The sequence below is a fragment of the Planotetraspora phitsanulokensis genome, assembly GCF_016863295.1.
Lineage (GTDB): Bacteria > Actinomycetota > Actinomycetes > Streptosporangiales > Streptosporangiaceae > Planotetraspora > Planotetraspora phitsanulokensis.
Window position 1 is genome coordinate 35,871 of the sequence record NZ_BOOP01000034.1, and the last position, 16,086, is coordinate 51,956.

Genomic DNA, 16,086 nt, shown 5'->3' on the forward strand with positions numbered 1-16,086 from the left:
TATATGCCACTTGTGGGCGTCTCCGTACCGGAAGAGATCATTTAAGCGAATAGAAGCTTCCCGGTGATTTGCCTTTTACGTGCTTGCCGCCGTGTGACCGCGACCTGTGAGTGGAAGCCGTTTTTGGCCGGTATTGAACGCAACTGTTACCGATGGCTGAGGCACCGCTGGGTACCGTGAAGGCAAACCCATCGCGATTCAGGCGAAGGTGCGCGTTATGGCAGGGCAAGAGAGCATTTCCGTCACGGACGTCCTGCAGACTTCCGTGGTCAGCGTGTCTGGCCGTCTCGATTACTCAACCGCGCCGGAGGTGCGCGAGTTCCTCAAGACCTTGATCGATGACGGCCGCAAGGCGCTGGTCATAGACACATCCGCTCTCCAGTTCTGTGACATCGAGGGCTTGGAGGTCTTACTGGAGATCCGCCAGGATCTTGAGCGGGCCGGGGGCGCCCTGCGGCTGACCGGAGTCCACGGCAACCTGGAGCGCATGCTTGATTCCGGACGGCTGAGTCAACTATTCGAAATCGATGAAACTCCCGTCGAAGCTCTCTCCGAATTGATGTCGCGCTCGTAGCGATCGCGGCATTAATCGTCCCGCTCACCAAGGGGGCTTCGACGGTTAGGCCCCGCCTCTTCCGGGAGCGGGGCCGTCTTCATGCTGTTCATAAGATGCCCCCCAGCGCGACCTGGCCGAGCTGCCGGCGCCGCTGCGGCGTAAGGGCTCGCCGTTCGACGGGCCGGTGCCGCGTGAGCACGCCCGGCACGCCCAGTGGGTGGAGCCGCGCCTCGTGGGGGAGGTGCAGTACGCCGAGTGGACCGGCGACGGCGTCCTGTGGCACCCGTCGTGGCGTGGGTTGCGGTCGGACAAGGACGCGGGCGACGTCGTCCGCGAGGTGCCGCCGGGGCGGCAGGTCAGCTGAACAGGGGGCGATCATGAGTCAGCCAGGAAACCCAGTCCCGGGCCCAGAGGAGCGGAGGTCCCTGTCGGAGATGCCGCGCGATGAGCTCCACATCCGGCTGGCGTCCGGCCTGTTCGTCGTCGCTCTGATCGTGGCCGCCGTCGCGACGGCAGCGCACGCCCTGGAGGTGGCGATCGTCGCGGCGGTGGTGGCACTGGGGGCGATCATCTACATGGCGGTGTGGATCACGCGAAGGGCCGGGCCCGAAGACCGGACGCCCGAGGACCGGACGCCGGAGGACCGACCCCACCGGTAGCGGCGCGGCGATCCGAGGGGGTGGGCGCCTCGGTCGGTTCGACAACCTCCTACGTGCAATCATGGAAAGAGGCTGAATCCGGCGGGTGGTTTCGAACTCATCGGCTGGCGGACTGGCCGGCGACCGGACCCATGGCGCGAGGCGGCCGGCAGCACCCGGTTGCAAGACGATCTCATCGCGTAGGCCGGTGATGGGGAGACGTCCACTGACTCATACGAGTGGAGCCAGTCAGGGAGTACCGCCATGACCAAGGACATCACGTACCGCAGGATCTACGAGGAATCCTCGCCCAAGGACGGCAGGCGGGTGCTTGTCGATCGCGTCTGGCCTCGGGGGATGCGCAAGGAGGACGCACATCTCGACGAGTGGCTGCGTGACGTCGCCCCTTCCACCGAACTGCGCCGCTGGTACGGTCACGAGCCCAGCCGCTTCGTCGAGTTCCGCCGCCGCTACCTCACCGAACTGCGCGAGCCTGTGCGGCGGCAGGCCGTAGATCATCTGCGAGACGTCGCCAACCACGACAAACTGACGTTGCTGACCGCCACCCACGATGTAGACCACAGCCAGGCCGCCGTCCTCGCCGAGTGGCTGACCGGCGCCGGGAGATCTAAGGCTTGATCCGCCGTGAGCCCCCCGCACCTTTGCTGCGGGTGTCGCTCGCAGAGGCCAAGCTCGACCGGATCGAGGAGTCACCACCCGCTTCCCACGCAACCCCTTGCCGGTGATCAGCAGCAGGTCGGGCCGCGACCTCCTGCGAACAACCGCAAGATCACGGGGTTGTTCGCCTTTCCATGAATATCCCTAACGGGGAGGGGGAGGCGCCGATGAGACGCGAACTCATGATCGGCGCCGTGGCGGGGGCGGTCGGCATCCTGGTGCTCGACATGGTGAGCTATCTGGACATGGTGATCCGGGGACGGCCCGCGAGTCAGCTGTCCGCACAGCTGGTGGGCAAGATCGCGGAACTCGCGGGAGTCAAACCCGCGGAGGATGGCGAGACGTGGCGGAACCGGGCCAGTGCGATCGGCGCACTGCTCGGTTATGTCATGGGACTCGGCATAGGGATGGTCTTCGGCGTGATCCGTGCCCGCTGGCCCGGCCTGCTGAGGTCGGTGGCGGTCGTGGGCGTCGGTGCGGCGGCGATGGCGCTCGCCGATGCGGGGCTCGTGCTGTTCGGTCTGACCGATCCGCGTACGTGGGGTCTGGCCGGATGGTTGTCCGACATCGTGCCGCATCTCGGCTATGGCATCGCCGTAGTGGTGATCTTCGACCTTCTGTATGGCGCACGGCGCTCGCCGCCCGAAGGGTCCGCGAGGCGCCCCCCTAGTCCTGTCGAGTGAAACTCCAGGTCGGGAGCCTATCGAGGCATATCCGCCCGATTTTTCGCGAGTACTGCCGTGACCCCGAGAGAACCGCTAGGCGGGCGTGATGTTGTGGTTCATGCGGAACAGGTTGCGGGGGTCGTACCGCTTCTTGATCGCGGCGAGTCGGTCGTAGCGTTCGTCGCCGTAGATGGCGCGCAGTTCTTCTGGAGTGGTGCCCTGGCCGGCGGTGAGCAGGTTGGCGTACATCTCGTCCTGCGCCCACGGTGCCACCGCGTCGACCATGTTCTTCAGCTGTTCCTGGAACACCGGGATCTGGTCGGGGCTGCCCGCACCGGAGCCGAAGACTTGCCAGCGCACGCTCCGACCGGCTACCGCGGGCGGCCGTTCCAGCGCGCCGCCGAGGGCCCGTATCTCGGCGAGGAGCAGCCGCGCACCCGAATCGGGACCGACCGCGGCGAGCAGGGCGTCGGCGGCCTCGCGGGGGAAGTCTCGCAACGCTGCCGTGCGTTCGACCCACGGCAAGGGATTGGGCGGGTCCATGTGCACCTTACCGGCCATGCTGTAAGGCAGTTCGGTGAGCGTGTCCATCACCGTCGGTGCCATCTCGCGTATCGGTGTGAGCAGGCGTTCGGCTTCCTCCTGCGGCTGTAGCGAGGAGAACCGTACGTGCATGACGAAGGTTCCCCGCAGAGGCTGCGGCATCTCAGGCAGCGGAGGCCGGCGCAGGAATGCGATGGAGGAAGTCATCTCCGGCGGCAGGCCGACCACCCAGTTCCGCCAGGTGTGCAGCACCTTCGCCGCGTGCTCGCCGGCGAAGAAGAGGCCGCCGCCGTAGAAGTGCTTGAGCGGGAAGAGGGCGAACTCCAGGGCGGTGACCACGCCGAAGTTGCTCTTACCGCCGCCGCGCAGCGCCCAGAACAGGCCCGGCTCGGAGGAGGCGGTGACGTGGCGCAGCTCGCCGTCCGCGGTGACGATCTCGAGCGCCTGTACGTGGTCGGCGGCGTACCCGTGCATGCGGCCCAGGACCGGGCTCAGCCCGCCGCCGAGGTGGTAGCCGACGACGCCGACGGTGGGGCTGGCGCCGCTGGCCGGGGCGAGGCCGTACTTGTCGGTTTCGGGGAGTACCTGACGCCAGCGGACGCCGCCCTCGACGCGGGCGAGGTTTCTGGAGGGGTCGACGTGTACCTCGTTCATCCTGGACATGTTGATCAGTACCGCGCCTTCGGCGGAGCGGACCACCTGGTGTCCGGTCGCGAGGACGGCCACCGGCAGGTCTCGTCCGGCGGCGAACCGGACCGCGGCCTGCACGTCGGCCGCGCTGGTCGCGCCGACGGCGACGGCAGGTCGTACCGGGGTCATCAGGTTGAAGGTGGCACATTCATCGTGGTAGCCCGCGTCGTCCGGCAGCACCACCGGACCGGCGACCTGCGCCGTGAGATCGGCAATTTCGGCGCTGCTCAGCGAGGCTGTGCCCGCCGTGTCGCACAAGGTCATTCATCTCGCCTTTCCGTATTTGGACTCGTGATGGAGGAGGCGATGCGTCCCGGACGGCTTCCGCCCCCGTGCCCGGCCGGCGCGAGATCGTTGTGGAGCCACGGGCCGCCGTGGCCTTCCATGCGGGGCAACTGCAGCAGCATGGTGAAGGGGTGGTGCGCTCAACCAGGGTGCCGATCGCGGAGCTGTCCAGCCCGGCTGAACAGCAGGCTTAATGCCCATCGACTGGTATTTCCGCCGCGGGCATTCACGCTTGCTCGACGTCCGAGAAGGGAGTCAGGAGGCCGGTGTCGTGGAACATGGCCGCCTGGATGAGCCTGGTCGCTTCGGCGACCGCCGCTGTCTCAGGAATCTCAACCCCGTGATGACCTCTGCCATGACCTCTGACTTTCCGGGGAGTATGTCGGCTGTGGGACCGTGTGTCCGACTTTTATGCTGCCTACTGATCGGCGTGCGGCGCCGCCTTCGTCCTGCCAGGAAGCACCCATATCCGGACATGGCGAAATCGCAGCCGTGTGCTCCACCACGCGCGGCACCACGTCGCGCAGCCGGGTCCAGCGCGTGGCCTGCGACTTCGCGTTGTCCGTCACAGCTGGTTCCGCGCGATGCCTGGTCCCGTCATCTCCGGTAACGGTGTGCTGGTGGCCGGGTCCGACCTTCAGCGACCGCCGACCGGCCACCGACGCGAGGTCACAGCCGCGGAGCGGTACTCGGCCGTCGACCGATGGATTCCGGCGCCTCCTCGGATCTCTATCTAAGTAAGGCGATTAGAGGAGGCAGGCATGCAGGGTTCCACACGGATTGAAGGGTCGGTTGCGCTGGTGACCGGCGCCAACAGGGGCATCGGCCTCGCGATCACGGAGGCGCTGCTGGAGCGCGGCTCGACGAAGGTCTACGCCACGGCGCGTGATCCGAAGACGCTCGAGGTGTTGCACGAGCGCTACGGCTCTCGCTTGGTCCCGTTGCGGTTGGACGTCACGGACGCCGAGCAGGTCGCCGAGGTCGCACGCCAGGCCACGGACGTCGATCTGCTGTTCAACAACGCGGGCGCGTTCGAGCCGACGGATCTGACCGACGAGGCGATCGTCGAGGTGGCTCGGCGCGAGATGGAGGTCAACTACTTCGGGGCTCTGCGGATGCTGCGGAGCTTTGCGGACACGCTGGCGCGGCGCCGCGGCGTCATCGTCTACGTCGGCTCGGCGGCCGGACTCACCAATGTGCCGCTCCAACCTACGTACAGCGCCTCGAAGGCCGCGCAGCATTCGCTGACCCAGGCCTCCCGCGCGCTGCTGGCGGCTCGGGGTGTGACCGTCCATGGCGTCTACCCGGGGCCGGTCGACACCGACATGACCAAGGATCTCCCGCCTCAGTTTGAGAAGACCCCGCCCGAGGACGTCGCGAAGGAGGTCCTCGACGGCGTCGAGGCGGGCGATGAAGACATCTTCCCGGACCCGTTCGGCGTGGACTTCGGTGAGCGGTTCCACTCCTCGCCGAAGAGCGTGGAGCGGCAGATGGCGGCGATGGTCGCGGTCCCGGCGTAGGGGTGATTCACGGGTCCGCCTGCGGCGGCCTTGTTCGGGTGTGGCTCCCGTAATGCGTCTGCCACTTCGAACCGGGCCCGCCGCGGGCGGGCTAATCCATGTAAAGGAGCTGGAAGATGCAACGAGTCATGGGCCTCCCCGTCGTGCACCTGGAGCTGCACACCAACGATCTCTGTGGAGCGAGCGCGTTTTACGGCCGGCTTTTGCGCTGGCGCACGGAGCGGATCGAGGTTCGCCGGGGTTCCTACCACGCGCTCGCGTTCGGCGGTCCACTCGACGGCGGGATCGTTGAGTGTGGCGCGACGCGCGCGACGTGGCTTCCGTACGTGGAGGTCGAGGAGATCGAGGCGATCACCGAGCGCGGGCGCCGGCTCGGCGCGTCGGTGCTGCTCGAGCCGCGGGAGGGACCGGCGGGGTGGCGTAGCGTGCTGGCCACGAGCGAGGGCGGCGAGATCGCGCTCTGGCAGCCCAAGCAGCGTCTCGAGAGGGGGAGGGGATGACCGAGTCAAAGCTGCTCGAGGCCGCCGTCGCGGGGGACGACAGGGCCTACGCCGAGCTGGTCGAACCGCAGCGCGGCGCGCTGCACGCCCACTGTTACCGAATGCTCGGCTCGGTCCACGACGCCGAGGACGCCGTGCAGGAGACGCTGCTGCGGGCATGGCGGAGCCTGTCGTCGTTCCAGAGCCGAAGCTCGTTGCGTTCGTGGCTGTACACGATTGCGACCAACGTCTGTCTCCGGGCGATCGAGCGCCGACCGGGGCGCGTGCTGCCGATCGATTACGGTCCGCCGGCGGATCCGCACCGGCCGCTCGGCGAGCCGCTGGTCGAATCGACCTGGATCGAGCCGTACCCCGACGAGCGGCTCGATCTCGACGACGGCCTCGCCGGCCCGGAGGCCCGCTACGAGCAGCGCGAGAGCGTCGAACTCGCGTTCATCGCGGCGCTCCAACATCTGCCGGCCCGCCAGCGGGCGGTGCTGATCCTCCGCGACGTGCTCGGCTTCTCCGGCGCCGAGGTCGCCGCGGCGCTCCAGACGACTCCGGCGTCGGTGTACAGCGCGCTGCAGCGCGCCCACGAAACCGTCGATCACCACCTCCCCGAGCTCAGTCAGCAAGCGACACTCAACTCGCTTGGCAACGCGCGGCTGCGAGAGATCGTCGACCGCTACGTTCAGGCTTGGGAACGGCACGACGTCGGCGCGATCGTGGCCATGCTGACCGAGAGTGTGACGATCGCGATGCCTCCGACCGCGACGTGGTACCGCGGGCGCGAGACGGTCGCGGCATTCCTGGGCGCAAGGCCGCTGGACGGCAGCCTGAGGTGGCGGCTCACCCCTACCCGTGCGAGCTGCCAGCTTGCCGCCCGGGCCGACCTCTGGGACCCGGCAACCGGCAGCTTCCGGCCGCACCACATTGCGGTGCTCACGCTGCGCGGCGGGCTGATCGACGAGATCAACACCTTCCACGAGCCATGGGCGCTGACGTCGCACGCTCCGGAGGGTGACGGCTGCCGGCGCGGCCGATCCTGACCACCTACGTGCGGGCCGCGAACAGCTCGTATCCGTGCCCTTGCTGCGGGTTCCTCACGCTTGAGGAGCGTGCTCGACCGCCCCGGCGAGGGCCGGGCACGAGTCCTTGAGGTGGAGTTACGTCTTTGCTTACCCGATCCTCCCGCGCTTCCTGATGTGCATCGGTAGCATTCCGTGATGTGATGATTACCGATAGTGCTGCGGTGCGACTGCGGCGCATGGAGTGAGCTGACGATCTCGCGGCTCGGTTGACTCCGCCCGGCGACATCCGCCGCTGGAGACGCCCTCGCTGAATTGGTGCGAGGGTGAGGCGATCGTGCAGGTGTTGAACACATGGCCCCGCACTCACCCTCTTCCACCGTCTGCGGAGTCAGGCGCTCCGGAACGTCGTACCGCGTCCTTACAAGGCATTGGTCACGGGAGTTGAGGGGGACTGAACCGTGCGAAACGACGACCAGGCGCGCGGCATGGACACGCACTGGATACAGCGTCCCGGCACATACGTGCTGAAGAAACTGCCCGAGGTCACGCTGGCCTTCTGGATCATGAAGGTCGCCGCCACCACGCTCGGTGAGACCGCCGGCGACCTGTTCGCCCAGACGCTGAAGATCGGCTACTTCCTCACCACGGTCGCGCTGTTCCTGGTCTTCCTTGTCGCACTGGTGATCCAGCTTGCCTCCAAGCGGTACAACCCGTTCTTCTACTGGACGGTCATCCTGGCCACCAGCATGGCCGGCACTACGATGTCGGACTTCATGAACCGCGACGCCAGCGCCGAATACCTGCCCAAAGGGGAGACTTCGCTGGGTTGGGGGCCACAGGGCCTCGGCATGGGCTACCCCGTCGGCGCCGCGATCCTGATCTCGATCCTCATCGCCATCTTCGTCGTCTGGAAGTTCACTGGACTGACCTTCGCGATCCGCGACATCGACACCTTCCGCGGCGAAGCCCTCTTCTGGTCGGCGATCCTCGTCTCCAACACGCTCGGCACCTCCCTGGGCGACTTCCTCTCCGATAGCTCAGGCCTCGGCTACGGCGGAGGCGTGGTACTGATCACCGCCCTGCTCGCGCTGCTCCTCGCCCTGAAGTACGTCCCTGCCGTGCCCAACGTGCTGCTGTTCTGGCTCGCCTTCGTCCTGACCCGGCCCTTCGGCGCCACCGCAGGTGACCTCCTCACCAAGCCGACGACCAAGGGCGGTCTCGACCTCGGAACCGCCGGGTCCTCCGCCGTCCTCCTCGCCATCATGTTCGGCCTCATGGGATGGGCCCATCTCCAGGCACGCCGCGACAACCTCGCCATGGCGAGCGTCTCCTGACCTCTGTGCCGCACGCCGGCGACTCCCGTGATCATGGTGAAATCCACCAGGATGTGTGCATGAATTCCGCCCGTGCCTTCTGGGAGCAGCACGCCTGCCTGCCCCTCACGCTCGACGCCGACGTGACCGACCTGCTGCGCTACCGCCGTACCGGCGGGGCCTACGTGTGCGTCAACGTCGGCTACGCGCCGCATTCCCGTGCGGACGCGCTCTCCTTCATCGGCCACTTCACCCGCGCGATCGAGGCGCACCCCGACCTGACGCTCGCGACGGGCGTCGCCGACGTGGACGCGGCGGTGTCGGACGACCGGATCGTCGTCGCGTTCGACCTGGAGGACTCCGCCCCGCTGGAGGGGGACCTCGACATGGTGCGCGTCTTCTCCGACCTGGGCGTGAAGTCGCTGCTGCCGAGTTACAACAACGGCAACGCCGCCGGCGGCGGCTGCCTGGACGCCGTCGACGCCGGCCTGACGGCCTACGGCCGCGACCTGGTCCGGCGGATGAACGAGGTCGGCATGCTGGTCGACGGGTCGCACTGCGGCACCCGTACGGGGCTGGACCTGTCGGCCGCCACCGAGCAGCCGATGATCTACTCGCATTCGGCGATGCGCGGCCTGTGGGAGCACGCCCGCAACATCACCGACGAGCAGGCCCGTGAGTGCGCCGCGACCGGCGGCGTCATCGGCATCCCCGGTGTCGGCATCTTCCTGGGGCCCAACACCGCGACCCTGGACGCGTTCATCGCGCACATCGACTACGCCGTCGAGCTGGTGGGCCCCGAGCACGTCGGCATCGGCAGCGACTACTCCTTCGACGCCGAGGACCTGGCGGAGGAGCTGGCGGCCAACCCCGACCTGTTCCCCGAGGAGTACACGCGCTGGGGCGTCGTCGAGTTCGTCGAGCCGGAGACGACGCTGCTGGTCGAGCGCGAGCTGGTGGGGCGCGGCTACCCGGAGGAGGCGGTCCGCGGCATCCTCGGCGGCAACTTCCGGCGGGTGGCGGCCCAAGTCTGGAAGTGACCCTTGTCCGATCGCACAACCCCGACCGCCTGCGGTTGTGGGATCGGCTGAGTACGGGCTCCCTGGTGGCGATCTAGCCTCTGCGCATGACGTCGCGCTGTTGAGCGGCCGTACCAGAAAAGGAACCGCATGAGTCCCTTCCGCACGAGGGCCCTCACGGCCCTCGCCCTGACCGGTTCGGTCGGCTTGACCGCCTGCGGCGGCGCGAGCTCTCCCTCCCCGAGCGCGGGCACGGCCGCCGCCTACGCCGGCGGCAAGACCTTCACCCTGGACCTGGCGACCGATCCTGGCGCCCTCGACCCGCAGGGGTCGGTGGTCAGCGCCCTGTTCGGCATGACCAAGTACGCCTACGACAACCTGGTCGCCGTCGCCAAGGACGGCACGATCAAGCCGCACCTGGCCACCGCGTGGACCGTCGACGGCGCCACCCTCACCTTCGACATCAAGCCGGGCGTCACCTGCGCCGACGGCGCCCCGTTCACGGCGCAGACCGTGGTCGACAACATCACCTATGTGGAGAACCCGGATAACAAGAGCCCGTTTCTCGGCGCCTTCATTCCGGCCGGCGCCACGGCCTCCGCCTCCGGCTCGAAGGTCACCGTGAAGCTGGCGGCGCCCGCGCCGTTCGCGCTGAACGCGTTCGCGAACCTGCCGATGGTGTGCGACGCCGGCATGAAGGATCGGTCGAGCCTGAAGGCCGCCACGAACGGCACCGGCCCGTACGTGCTGAAGGAAGCGGTCCCCTCCGACCACTACATGTACGAGCTGCGTCAGGGCTACACCTGGGGCCCCGGCGGCGCCACCACGGCCGAGAAGGGCATGCCGGCCAAGGTCATCGTCAAGATCGTCCCGAACGAGACCACCTCCGCCAACGAGCTGCTCGCGGGCACGGTCAACGCGACCCTGATCAACGGCCCCGACGCCGACCGCCTGTCGGCCGCGGGTCTGAAGTCCGTCGGCACGCAGGCGCTGATCGGTGAGCAGTGGTACAACCACGCCGAGGGTCACCCCACCTCGGACCCGGCTGTGCGCATGGCGCTGACCCAGGCGCTCGACCTCAAGCAGCTCCAGACCGCCCTCACCTCCGGCAGGGGCGCATCCGCGACCCAGCTGGCCGCCCTCCAGCCCACCGGCTGCAGCGGCGACGCCGTCACCGGTCACCTGCCGGCCTTCGACGCCGCCGCGGCCGGGGCCGCCCTCGACGCCGCCGGCTGGACCAAGGGCGCCGACGGCGTCCGCGTCAAGGATGGCAAGCCGCTCACGGTCTCCTTCGTCTACGACGCCGGGCTCGGCACCGGCGGCAGCGCAGCCGCCGAACTGGCCGCCGCGGCCTGGAAGGCGATCGGCGTCGAGGTCAAGACCACTCAGCAGAACACGACGCAGATCTCGGCCGCCCTCTTCGGCACCGGTGACTGGGACATCGCCTGGGAGGCCCTGAACCTCAGCACTCCCGACCAGGTCATGCCGTTCGTCTCCGGCCCCGCCGCGCCGGAGGGCACGAACTTCGCCGCCATCGACAACGCCGACTACCTGTCCCTGGCCACCAAGGCGAAGTCCGCCACCGGCAACGCCGGCTGCGCGGACTGGTTCGCCGCCGAGCAGGCGCTGTACCAGGCCGCGGACGTGGTGCCGTTCGCCAACAACGTCATCCCCACCTTCCTCAAGGGTGCGGAGCTGGACATCGTCGGCAGCATCATCCCCACCAGCGTCCGGATGCTCGGCTGACGATGAAGATCCCGACCAGCGGCCGATGGCCGCGCTTCGCGCTGCGGCGCGCGGCGCGGCTGCTGGTGTCGCTCTGGGTGCTGGTGACCGCCGCGTTCCTGATGATCCACCTGGTCCCGGGCGATCCCGTACGCGCGGCGCTCGGCCCGACTGCCCCGGCAGACCTCGTGCTGGCCCGCAAACAGGAGCTCGGCCTGCTGGAACCCCTCTGGCGGCAGTACGTCACCTTCCTGCGCCACCTGCTGAGCGGCGAGCTGGGAGTGTCGATCTCCAGCCGGCTCCCGGTGGGCGAGACGATCGCCCAGCGGCTGCCCGCCTCGGCCCAGCTCGCCGCGGCCGCGTTCCTGCTCGCGGTGGCCGTCGCGGTCCCCGTGGGCGTGGTGATGGCGACGCTCACCCGCCGCGGCCGCGGCAGACGCACGGAGCTGGCGTTCACCAGCACGAACGTCGTCATCGGCGCGATCCCCGACTTTCTGCTCGGCGTCGGCCTGGTCTACCTGCTGGCGGTGCAGACGCACCTTTTCCCGGTGGCCGGTCGCGACGGCCTCGATTCCTACGTGCTGCCGGTGCTCGCCCTGGCGATCGGCCCGGCGGCGGTGCTGTCGCGCATCGTCCGGGTGGAGATGCTCGCGGTGCTGGAGACCGACTACGTCCGTACGGCGCGGGCCAAGCGGCTCACGTCGCTGCGGGTGCACCTCGTGCACGCCCTGCCGAACGCGGTGACGGCGACCCTGACGCTCGGCGGGCTGCTGCTGAGTTCGCTGGTGGCCGGGACGGTACTGGTGGAGAACGTCTTCGCCTGGCCGGGGCTCGGCTCCTCGATCGTCTCCTCGATCGTCGCCAAGGACTACCCGATGGTCCAGGGCACCGTCCTGGTGTACGGCGCCGGGGTCCTGCTGGTCAACACCCTCGTCGACGTGGTGCTCGCGCTGCTCGACCCCCGTTCGGCGATCGGAGAGAGCTGACATGCGGGCGGCACGTGTTCTGCTCCGGCCGGTCGGCTTCGCCGGGTTCGGGCTGCTGACCCTGGTACTGCTGGCCGCCGCGTTCGCGCCCGTCCTGTGGGGTGGGCGGGCCGCGGCCGTCGACACCGGCAACCTGCTGGCCGGACCGTCGGCCGAGCACTGGATCGGCACCGACAACCTCGGCCGCGACCTGTTCGCCCGGGTGCTGGTGGCCGCCCGGCTCTCGATCGTGCTCGCGGTGGCGGCGACGGCGATCAGCCTGGTGCTGGGCATCCTCCTGGGGGCCGCGCCGATGCTGCTCGGACGGCGGCTGGGCCGCCTGGTCACCTCGGCCGTCAACGTGCTGGTGGCCTTCCCCGGCCTGCTGCTCGTCCTGTTCTTCGCCGTCGTCTTCGGCGTCGGCGCCCGGGGGGCCGCGCTCGCGGTCGGCGTGGCCGGGGCGCCCGCGTTCGCCCGGCTGTGCCACACCCTCATGGCCGCCGTCTCCGAGCGGGACTACGTCGCGGCGGCGCGCATCGCCGGGGTGAGCCGCATCCGGGTGCTGCTGCGCCATGTGCTGCCGAACGTCGCCGAGCCGCTCATCGTGAACGCGACCATGGCGGCCGGTGGGGTGCTGCTGACCTTCGCCGGGCTGTCCTTCCTGGGGCTGGGCGTGCAGGCGCCGTCCTACGACTGGGGCAAGCTCATGCAGGACGGGCTCAACGGAATCTACGTCCACCCGCTGGCCGCGCTCGGCCCCGGCATCGCCGTCGTCCTGGCCGGCCTGGCGTTCAACCTCACCGGCGAGGCGTTCGCGGCGGCGTTCGGCCTCGGCGACCAGCCCGGCAGGGCCCACTCCATGGAGGAGCCCCGCGAACCGGTCGCCGCCACGCCTGCCGTCCCCCGGACGGTCCTGTCGGTGGAGGGCCTGCGGGTGACGATCCCCGGCCCGGCCGGCCCGATCCGTGCGGTGCGCGGGGTCACGTTCGCCGTCTCCGAGGGCGAGGCCGTCGGAGTGGTCGGCGAGTCCGGCTCCGGCAAGTCGCTTACGGCCCTGGCGGTGGCCGGGCTCATCGAGCCGCCGGTACGCGTCGAGGCCGGCCACCTCGTCGTCGCGGGCGAGGACCTCATGGCCGCCGGCGCCCACCGGCGCCTGGGCACCTCGCTGGCGATCGTCTTCCAGGACCCGATGACGTCGTTCAACCCGGCGCACCGGGTGGGGCCGCAGCTGGCCGAGGTGAGCCGCTTCCACCAGCGCATGGGCCGCAAGGCCGCCCTCGCGCGCGCGGTCGACCGCCTGCGCGCGGTACGGATCCGCGAGCCCGAACGACGCGCGCGCCAGTACCCCTTCGAGTTCTCCGGCGGCATGCGGCAGCGGGCGATGATCGGCATGGGCCTCATGGGCGACCCCCGGCTCATCGTCGCCGACGAGCCGACCACCGCCCTGGACGTCACCGTTCAGCGGCAGGTCCTGGAACTGCTCGCGGAGGTACGCCGCGACACCGGCGCCGCCCTCCTGCTCATCAGCCACGACGTCTCGGTCGTGACCGACGTGTGCGACCGGGTGCTGGTGATGTACGCCGGCCTGGTCGTCGAGGAGCTGCCCTCCAAGGACCTGCGCACGCTCGCGCGGCACCCGTACACGCGGGCGCTGGTGGCGGCCGTGCCGGACATGGACACCGACCTGAGCCGGCCGCTCGCCGTCATCCCCGGGCTGCCCGCCGACCCCGTCCACGTTCCGGCCGGGTGCGCGTTCGCCCCCCGCTGCCCGCTCGCCGACGACCACTGCCGTGCGGTCGCGCCCGCGCTGGTGGCCGGTGTGGCCTGCCACAAGAGCACGGAGGTCCCGGTATGAGCACGCTCAGCTTCCACGACGTCCGCGTACGCTACGGCTCGCACACCGTGCTGGACGACGTCAGCCTCGAGGTGACCGACGGGCAGACCGTCGGCCTGGTAGGCGAGTCGGGCTGCGGCAAGTCGACCCTCGCCCGGGCCGCCGTCGGGCTGGCGCCCCTGACCGGCGGGCAGATCCTGCTCGACGGCAGACCCGTCCCGAACAGGGGCCGCCGCCCGGTGCAGATGGTCTTCCAGGACCCGTACTCCTCCCTGGACCCCCGCATGACCGTGGGGGAGAGCCTGGCGGAGGCCATGCCGGAGCGCCTGGGCAGGACGGCCCGCCAGGCGGAGATCGCACGCCTGCTCGCGCTGGTCCACCTTGACGCGGCCCGGGCCGCCGACCTGCCGGGGCGCCTGTCGGGCGGGCAGCGGCAGCGGGTCGCGCTGGCCCGGGCGCTGGCCGCCCGGCCGCAGGTGATCCTCGCCGACGAGATCACCTCGGCGCTGGACGTGTCCGTGCAGGGCGCCGTGCTCAACCTGATCCGTGACATGCGCCGCGACCTGGGCCTGTCGATGCTGTTCATCTCCCACAACCTGGCCGTCGTCCGGTACGTCGCCGACCACGTGGCGGTGCTCCACAACGGGCGGATCGTCGAATTCGGACCCACCGCCCAGGTGCTCGGCGCGCCCCGCCACGACTACACCCGCCACCTCCTCGCCGCCCTCCCCGGCGCCGTCCCCCTGAAGGAGCAGACGTGACCCTCGACCAGACCCACTGGCAGAACCGCCTCGACGAACTCGCCGCCAAGCACGGCGTCCCCGGCGCCCAGCTCGGCATCCTCCGCCTCGGCACCGACGGCGCGGACGACGAGCTGCTCACCGCCGCCACCGGCGTGCTGCACGCCGGCACCGGCCAGCCCGCCACCACCGACTCCGTCTGGCAGATCGGCTCGATCTCCAAGGTGTGGACGGCGACCGTCATCATGCAGTTGGTCGACGAGGGCGCCCTCACCCTCCAGACCCCGGTCGCCGAGGTCCTGCCGGAGTTCCGGCTGCGCGACCCGGAGACCACCGCCGGGGTCACCGTCTGGCATCTGCTCACCCACACCAGCGGCATCGACGGCGACCTGTTCACCGACACCGGCCGGGGCGACGACGCCCTGGAGAAGTACGTCGCCCTGCTGGCCGACGCGGCGCACAACCATCCCATCGGCGCCACCTGGTCCTACTGCAACGCTGGCTACTCCGTACTCGGCCGGATCATCGAGGTCCTCACCGGCCAGACCTGGGACCAGGCGATCAAGGCCAAGCTGTTCGCGCCGCTCGGCCTGACCCACACCACGACGCTGCCCGAGGAGGCGATGGTCTTCGCCCACGCGATGGGTCACGTCAAGGGCGGCGACGACCCGGTGATCGCCCCGGTGTGGGGGCTGCCCCGCGCGGTCGGCCCGGCCGGGCTGATCACGTCCACCGTCTCGGACGTGCTCGCCTTCGCTCGCATGCACCTGCTGGGCGGGCTCGCCTCCGACGGCACCCGCGTCCTTTCGGCCGGCAGCGCCGAGGCGATGTCCGCGTACCAGACCGACTGCCCGGAAAAGCGCCTGCTCGGCGACTCGTGGGGGCTGGGCTGGTTCCGCTGCGACTGGCACGGCCACCGCGCCTACGGCCACGACGGCAACACCATCGGCCAGGCGGCGTTCCTGAGGATCCTGCCGGAAGCCGGTGTCGCGGTCGCGCTCACGACCAACGGCGGCCACACCCACGACCTGTACGTCGACCTGTACGACGAGATCTTCTCCGACCTCACCGGGGTCCGGCTGCCCGAGCCGTTCGAGCCCCCGGCCGAGCCGGTGGCCACCGACCTGGCCCCGTACGCCGGCACGTACGTTCGGGAATCGGTCCGCATGGAGGTGCTGGAGGAGGACGGCAAGCCGACCCTGCGCATCACGGTGACCGGGCCGATCGCCGAGCTGGAGGGCACCCCCGTCCAGATCTACGAGATGACCCCCGTCGCCCCGGCCCTGTACGCGGTCCGCCCCGAGGGCATGGAGTCGTGGGTCCCCGTGACGTTCTACTCGCTGCCCACCGGCGAGGAGTACGTGCACTACGGCGCCCGCGCGACCCCGAAGAAGCACGGCTGACC

General features: G+C 69.7%; 16 protein-coding genes. 15 read left to right on the top strand and 1 reads right to left on the bottom strand.

Going from position 1 to position 16,086, the window contains the following annotated elements; all coding sequences use genetic code 11:
* Positions 1 to 217 precede the first annotated feature (217 nt).
* From Pph01_RS32265 to Pph01_RS32285, 5 genes are all read left to right on the top strand, one after another.
* Complete coding sequence (locus Pph01_RS32265; RefSeq protein ID WP_204076971.1) at positions 218 to 574, top strand: STAS domain-containing protein; 357 nt, start codon at positions 218 to 220, stop codon at positions 572 to 574.
* Positions 575 to 686: 112 nt separating this feature from the next.
* Positions 687 to 920 (top strand): ATP dependent DNA ligase, encoded by a 234-nt coding sequence (locus Pph01_RS32270; protein ID WP_204077046.1) that lies wholly within the window; start codon positions 687 to 689, stop codon positions 918 to 920.
* Between the two features lie 70 nt (positions 921 to 990).
* A complete protein-coding gene (locus Pph01_RS32275; RefSeq protein WP_204076972.1) occupies positions 991 to 1,215 on the top strand; it encodes a hypothetical protein in 225 nt (74 codons plus the stop codon).
* 243 nt (positions 1,216 to 1,458) lie between these two features.
* Positions 1,459 to 1,833 carry a DUF488 domain-containing protein gene (locus Pph01_RS32280; RefSeq protein WP_204076973.1) on the top strand — a complete coding sequence of 125 codons (375 nt, stop codon included), beginning with the start codon at positions 1,459 to 1,461 and terminating at the stop codon, positions 1,831 to 1,833.
* A 206-nt stretch (positions 1,834 to 2,039) separates the two neighbouring features.
* On the top strand, positions 2,040 to 2,555 hold the full coding sequence (locus Pph01_RS32285; RefSeq protein WP_204076974.1) for a hypothetical protein: 516 nt from the start codon (positions 2,040 to 2,042) through the stop codon (positions 2,553 to 2,555).
* A gap of 75 nt (positions 2,556 to 2,630) precedes the next feature.
* Here the strand turns inward: Pph01_RS32285 and Pph01_RS32290 are convergent, their stop codons facing one another.
* Positions 2,631 to 4,034: an FAD-binding oxidoreductase gene (locus Pph01_RS32290; RefSeq protein ID WP_204076975.1), complete on the bottom strand. Its 1,404-nt coding sequence runs from the start codon at positions 4,032 to 4,034 to the stop codon at positions 2,631 to 2,633.
* 782 nt (positions 4,035 to 4,816) lie between these two features.
* Between Pph01_RS32290 and Pph01_RS32295 the strand changes: the two genes are divergently transcribed.
* The 10 genes from Pph01_RS32295 (at position 4,817) to Pph01_RS32340 (ending at position 16,084) form a co-directional block, all read left to right on the top strand.
* Complete coding sequence (locus Pph01_RS32295; RefSeq protein WP_204076976.1) at positions 4,817 to 5,575, top strand: SDR family oxidoreductase; 759 nt, start codon at positions 4,817 to 4,819, stop codon at positions 5,573 to 5,575.
* A gap of 116 nt (positions 5,576 to 5,691) precedes the next feature.
* On the top strand, positions 5,692 to 6,075 hold the full coding sequence (locus Pph01_RS32300; protein WP_204076977.1) for a VOC family protein: 384 nt from the start codon (positions 5,692 to 5,694) through the stop codon (positions 6,073 to 6,075).
* Positions 6,072 to 7,103 carry an RNA polymerase subunit sigma-70 gene (locus Pph01_RS32305; protein WP_204076978.1) on the top strand — a complete coding sequence of 344 codons (1,032 nt, stop codon included), beginning with the start codon at positions 6,072 to 6,074 and terminating at the stop codon, positions 7,101 to 7,103. The genes Pph01_RS32300 and Pph01_RS32305 overlap by 4 nt, the downstream gene beginning before the upstream one ends.
* A 440-nt stretch (positions 7,104 to 7,543) precedes the next feature.
* Entirely contained in the window at positions 7,544 to 8,419 is an 876-nt protein-coding gene (locus Pph01_RS32310) for a COG4705 family protein (RefSeq protein ID WP_204076979.1), read from the top strand.
* Between the two features lie 59 nt (positions 8,420 to 8,478).
* On the top strand, positions 8,479 to 9,438 hold the full coding sequence (locus Pph01_RS32315) for a dipeptidase (RefSeq protein WP_204076980.1): 960 nt from the start codon (positions 8,479 to 8,481) through the stop codon (positions 9,436 to 9,438).
* Between the two features lie 129 nt (positions 9,439 to 9,567).
* On the top strand, positions 9,568 to 11,163 hold the full coding sequence (locus Pph01_RS32320) for an ABC transporter substrate-binding protein (protein ID WP_204076981.1): 1,596 nt from the start codon (positions 9,568 to 9,570) through the stop codon (positions 11,161 to 11,163).
* A gap of 2 nt (positions 11,164 to 11,165) precedes the next feature.
* Entirely contained in the window at positions 11,166 to 12,128 is a 963-nt protein-coding gene (locus Pph01_RS32325; protein ID WP_204076982.1) for an ABC transporter permease, read from the top strand.
* A gap of 1 nt (position 12,129) precedes the next feature.
* The gene (locus tag Pph01_RS32330; RefSeq protein WP_204076983.1) at positions 12,130 to 13,962 is read left to right on the top strand and encodes a dipeptide/oligopeptide/nickel ABC transporter permease/ATP-binding protein; all 1,833 of its coding nucleotides are present in this window, start codon (positions 12,130 to 12,132) and stop codon (positions 13,960 to 13,962) included.
* Positions 13,959 to 14,702, top strand: a complete 744-nt coding sequence (locus Pph01_RS32335) for an ABC transporter ATP-binding protein (protein WP_204076984.1) — start codon at positions 13,959 to 13,961, stop codon at positions 14,700 to 14,702. Before Pph01_RS32330 ends, Pph01_RS32335 begins: the two co-directional genes overlap by 4 nt.
* The gene (locus Pph01_RS32340; RefSeq protein ID WP_204076985.1) at positions 14,699 to 16,084 is read left to right on the top strand and encodes a serine hydrolase domain-containing protein; all 1,386 of its coding nucleotides are present in this window, start codon (positions 14,699 to 14,701) and stop codon (positions 16,082 to 16,084) included. Before Pph01_RS32335 ends, Pph01_RS32340 begins: the two co-directional genes overlap by 4 nt.
* Positions 16,085 to 16,086 lie beyond the last annotated feature (2 nt).

What these genes read in the sequence shown, in the direction of transcription:
- Pph01_RS32265 (WP_204076971.1), top strand. Translation starts at nt 218, where the DNA reads ATGGCAGGGCAAGAGAGCATTTCCGTCACGGACGTCCTGCAGACTTCC.
- Pph01_RS32275 (WP_204076972.1), top strand. Translation starts at nt 991, where the DNA reads ATGCCGCGCGATGAGCTCCACATCCGGCTGGCGTCCGGCCTGTTCGTC.
- Pph01_RS32280 (WP_204076973.1), top strand. Translation starts at nt 1,459, where the DNA reads ATGACCAAGGACATCACGTACCGCAGGATCTACGAGGAATCCTCGCCC.
- Pph01_RS32285 (WP_204076974.1), top strand. Translation starts at nt 2,040, where the DNA reads ATGAGACGCGAACTCATGATCGGCGCCGTGGCGGGGGCGGTCGGCATC.
- Pph01_RS32290 (WP_204076975.1), bottom strand. Translation starts at nt 4,034, where the DNA reads ATGACCTTGTGCGACACGGCGGGCACAGCCTCGCTGAGCAGCGCCGAA.
- Pph01_RS32295 (WP_204076976.1), top strand. Translation starts at nt 4,817, where the DNA reads ATGCAGGGTTCCACACGGATTGAAGGGTCGGTTGCGCTGGTGACCGGC.
- Pph01_RS32300 (WP_204076977.1), top strand. Translation starts at nt 5,692, where the DNA reads ATGCAACGAGTCATGGGCCTCCCCGTCGTGCACCTGGAGCTGCACACC.
- Pph01_RS32305 (WP_204076978.1), top strand. Translation starts at nt 6,072, where the DNA reads ATGACCGAGTCAAAGCTGCTCGAGGCCGCCGTCGCGGGGGACGACAGG.
- Pph01_RS32315 (WP_204076980.1), top strand. Translation starts at nt 8,479, where the DNA reads ATGAATTCCGCCCGTGCCTTCTGGGAGCAGCACGCCTGCCTGCCCCTC.
- Pph01_RS32320 (WP_204076981.1), top strand. Translation starts at nt 9,568, where the DNA reads ATGAGTCCCTTCCGCACGAGGGCCCTCACGGCCCTCGCCCTGACCGGT.
- Pph01_RS32325 (WP_204076982.1), top strand. Translation starts at nt 11,166, where the DNA reads ATGAAGATCCCGACCAGCGGCCGATGGCCGCGCTTCGCGCTGCGGCGC.
- Pph01_RS32330 (WP_204076983.1), top strand. Translation starts at nt 12,130, where the DNA reads ATGCGGGCGGCACGTGTTCTGCTCCGGCCGGTCGGCTTCGCCGGGTTC.
- Pph01_RS32335 (WP_204076984.1), top strand. Translation starts at nt 13,959, where the DNA reads ATGAGCACGCTCAGCTTCCACGACGTCCGCGTACGCTACGGCTCGCAC.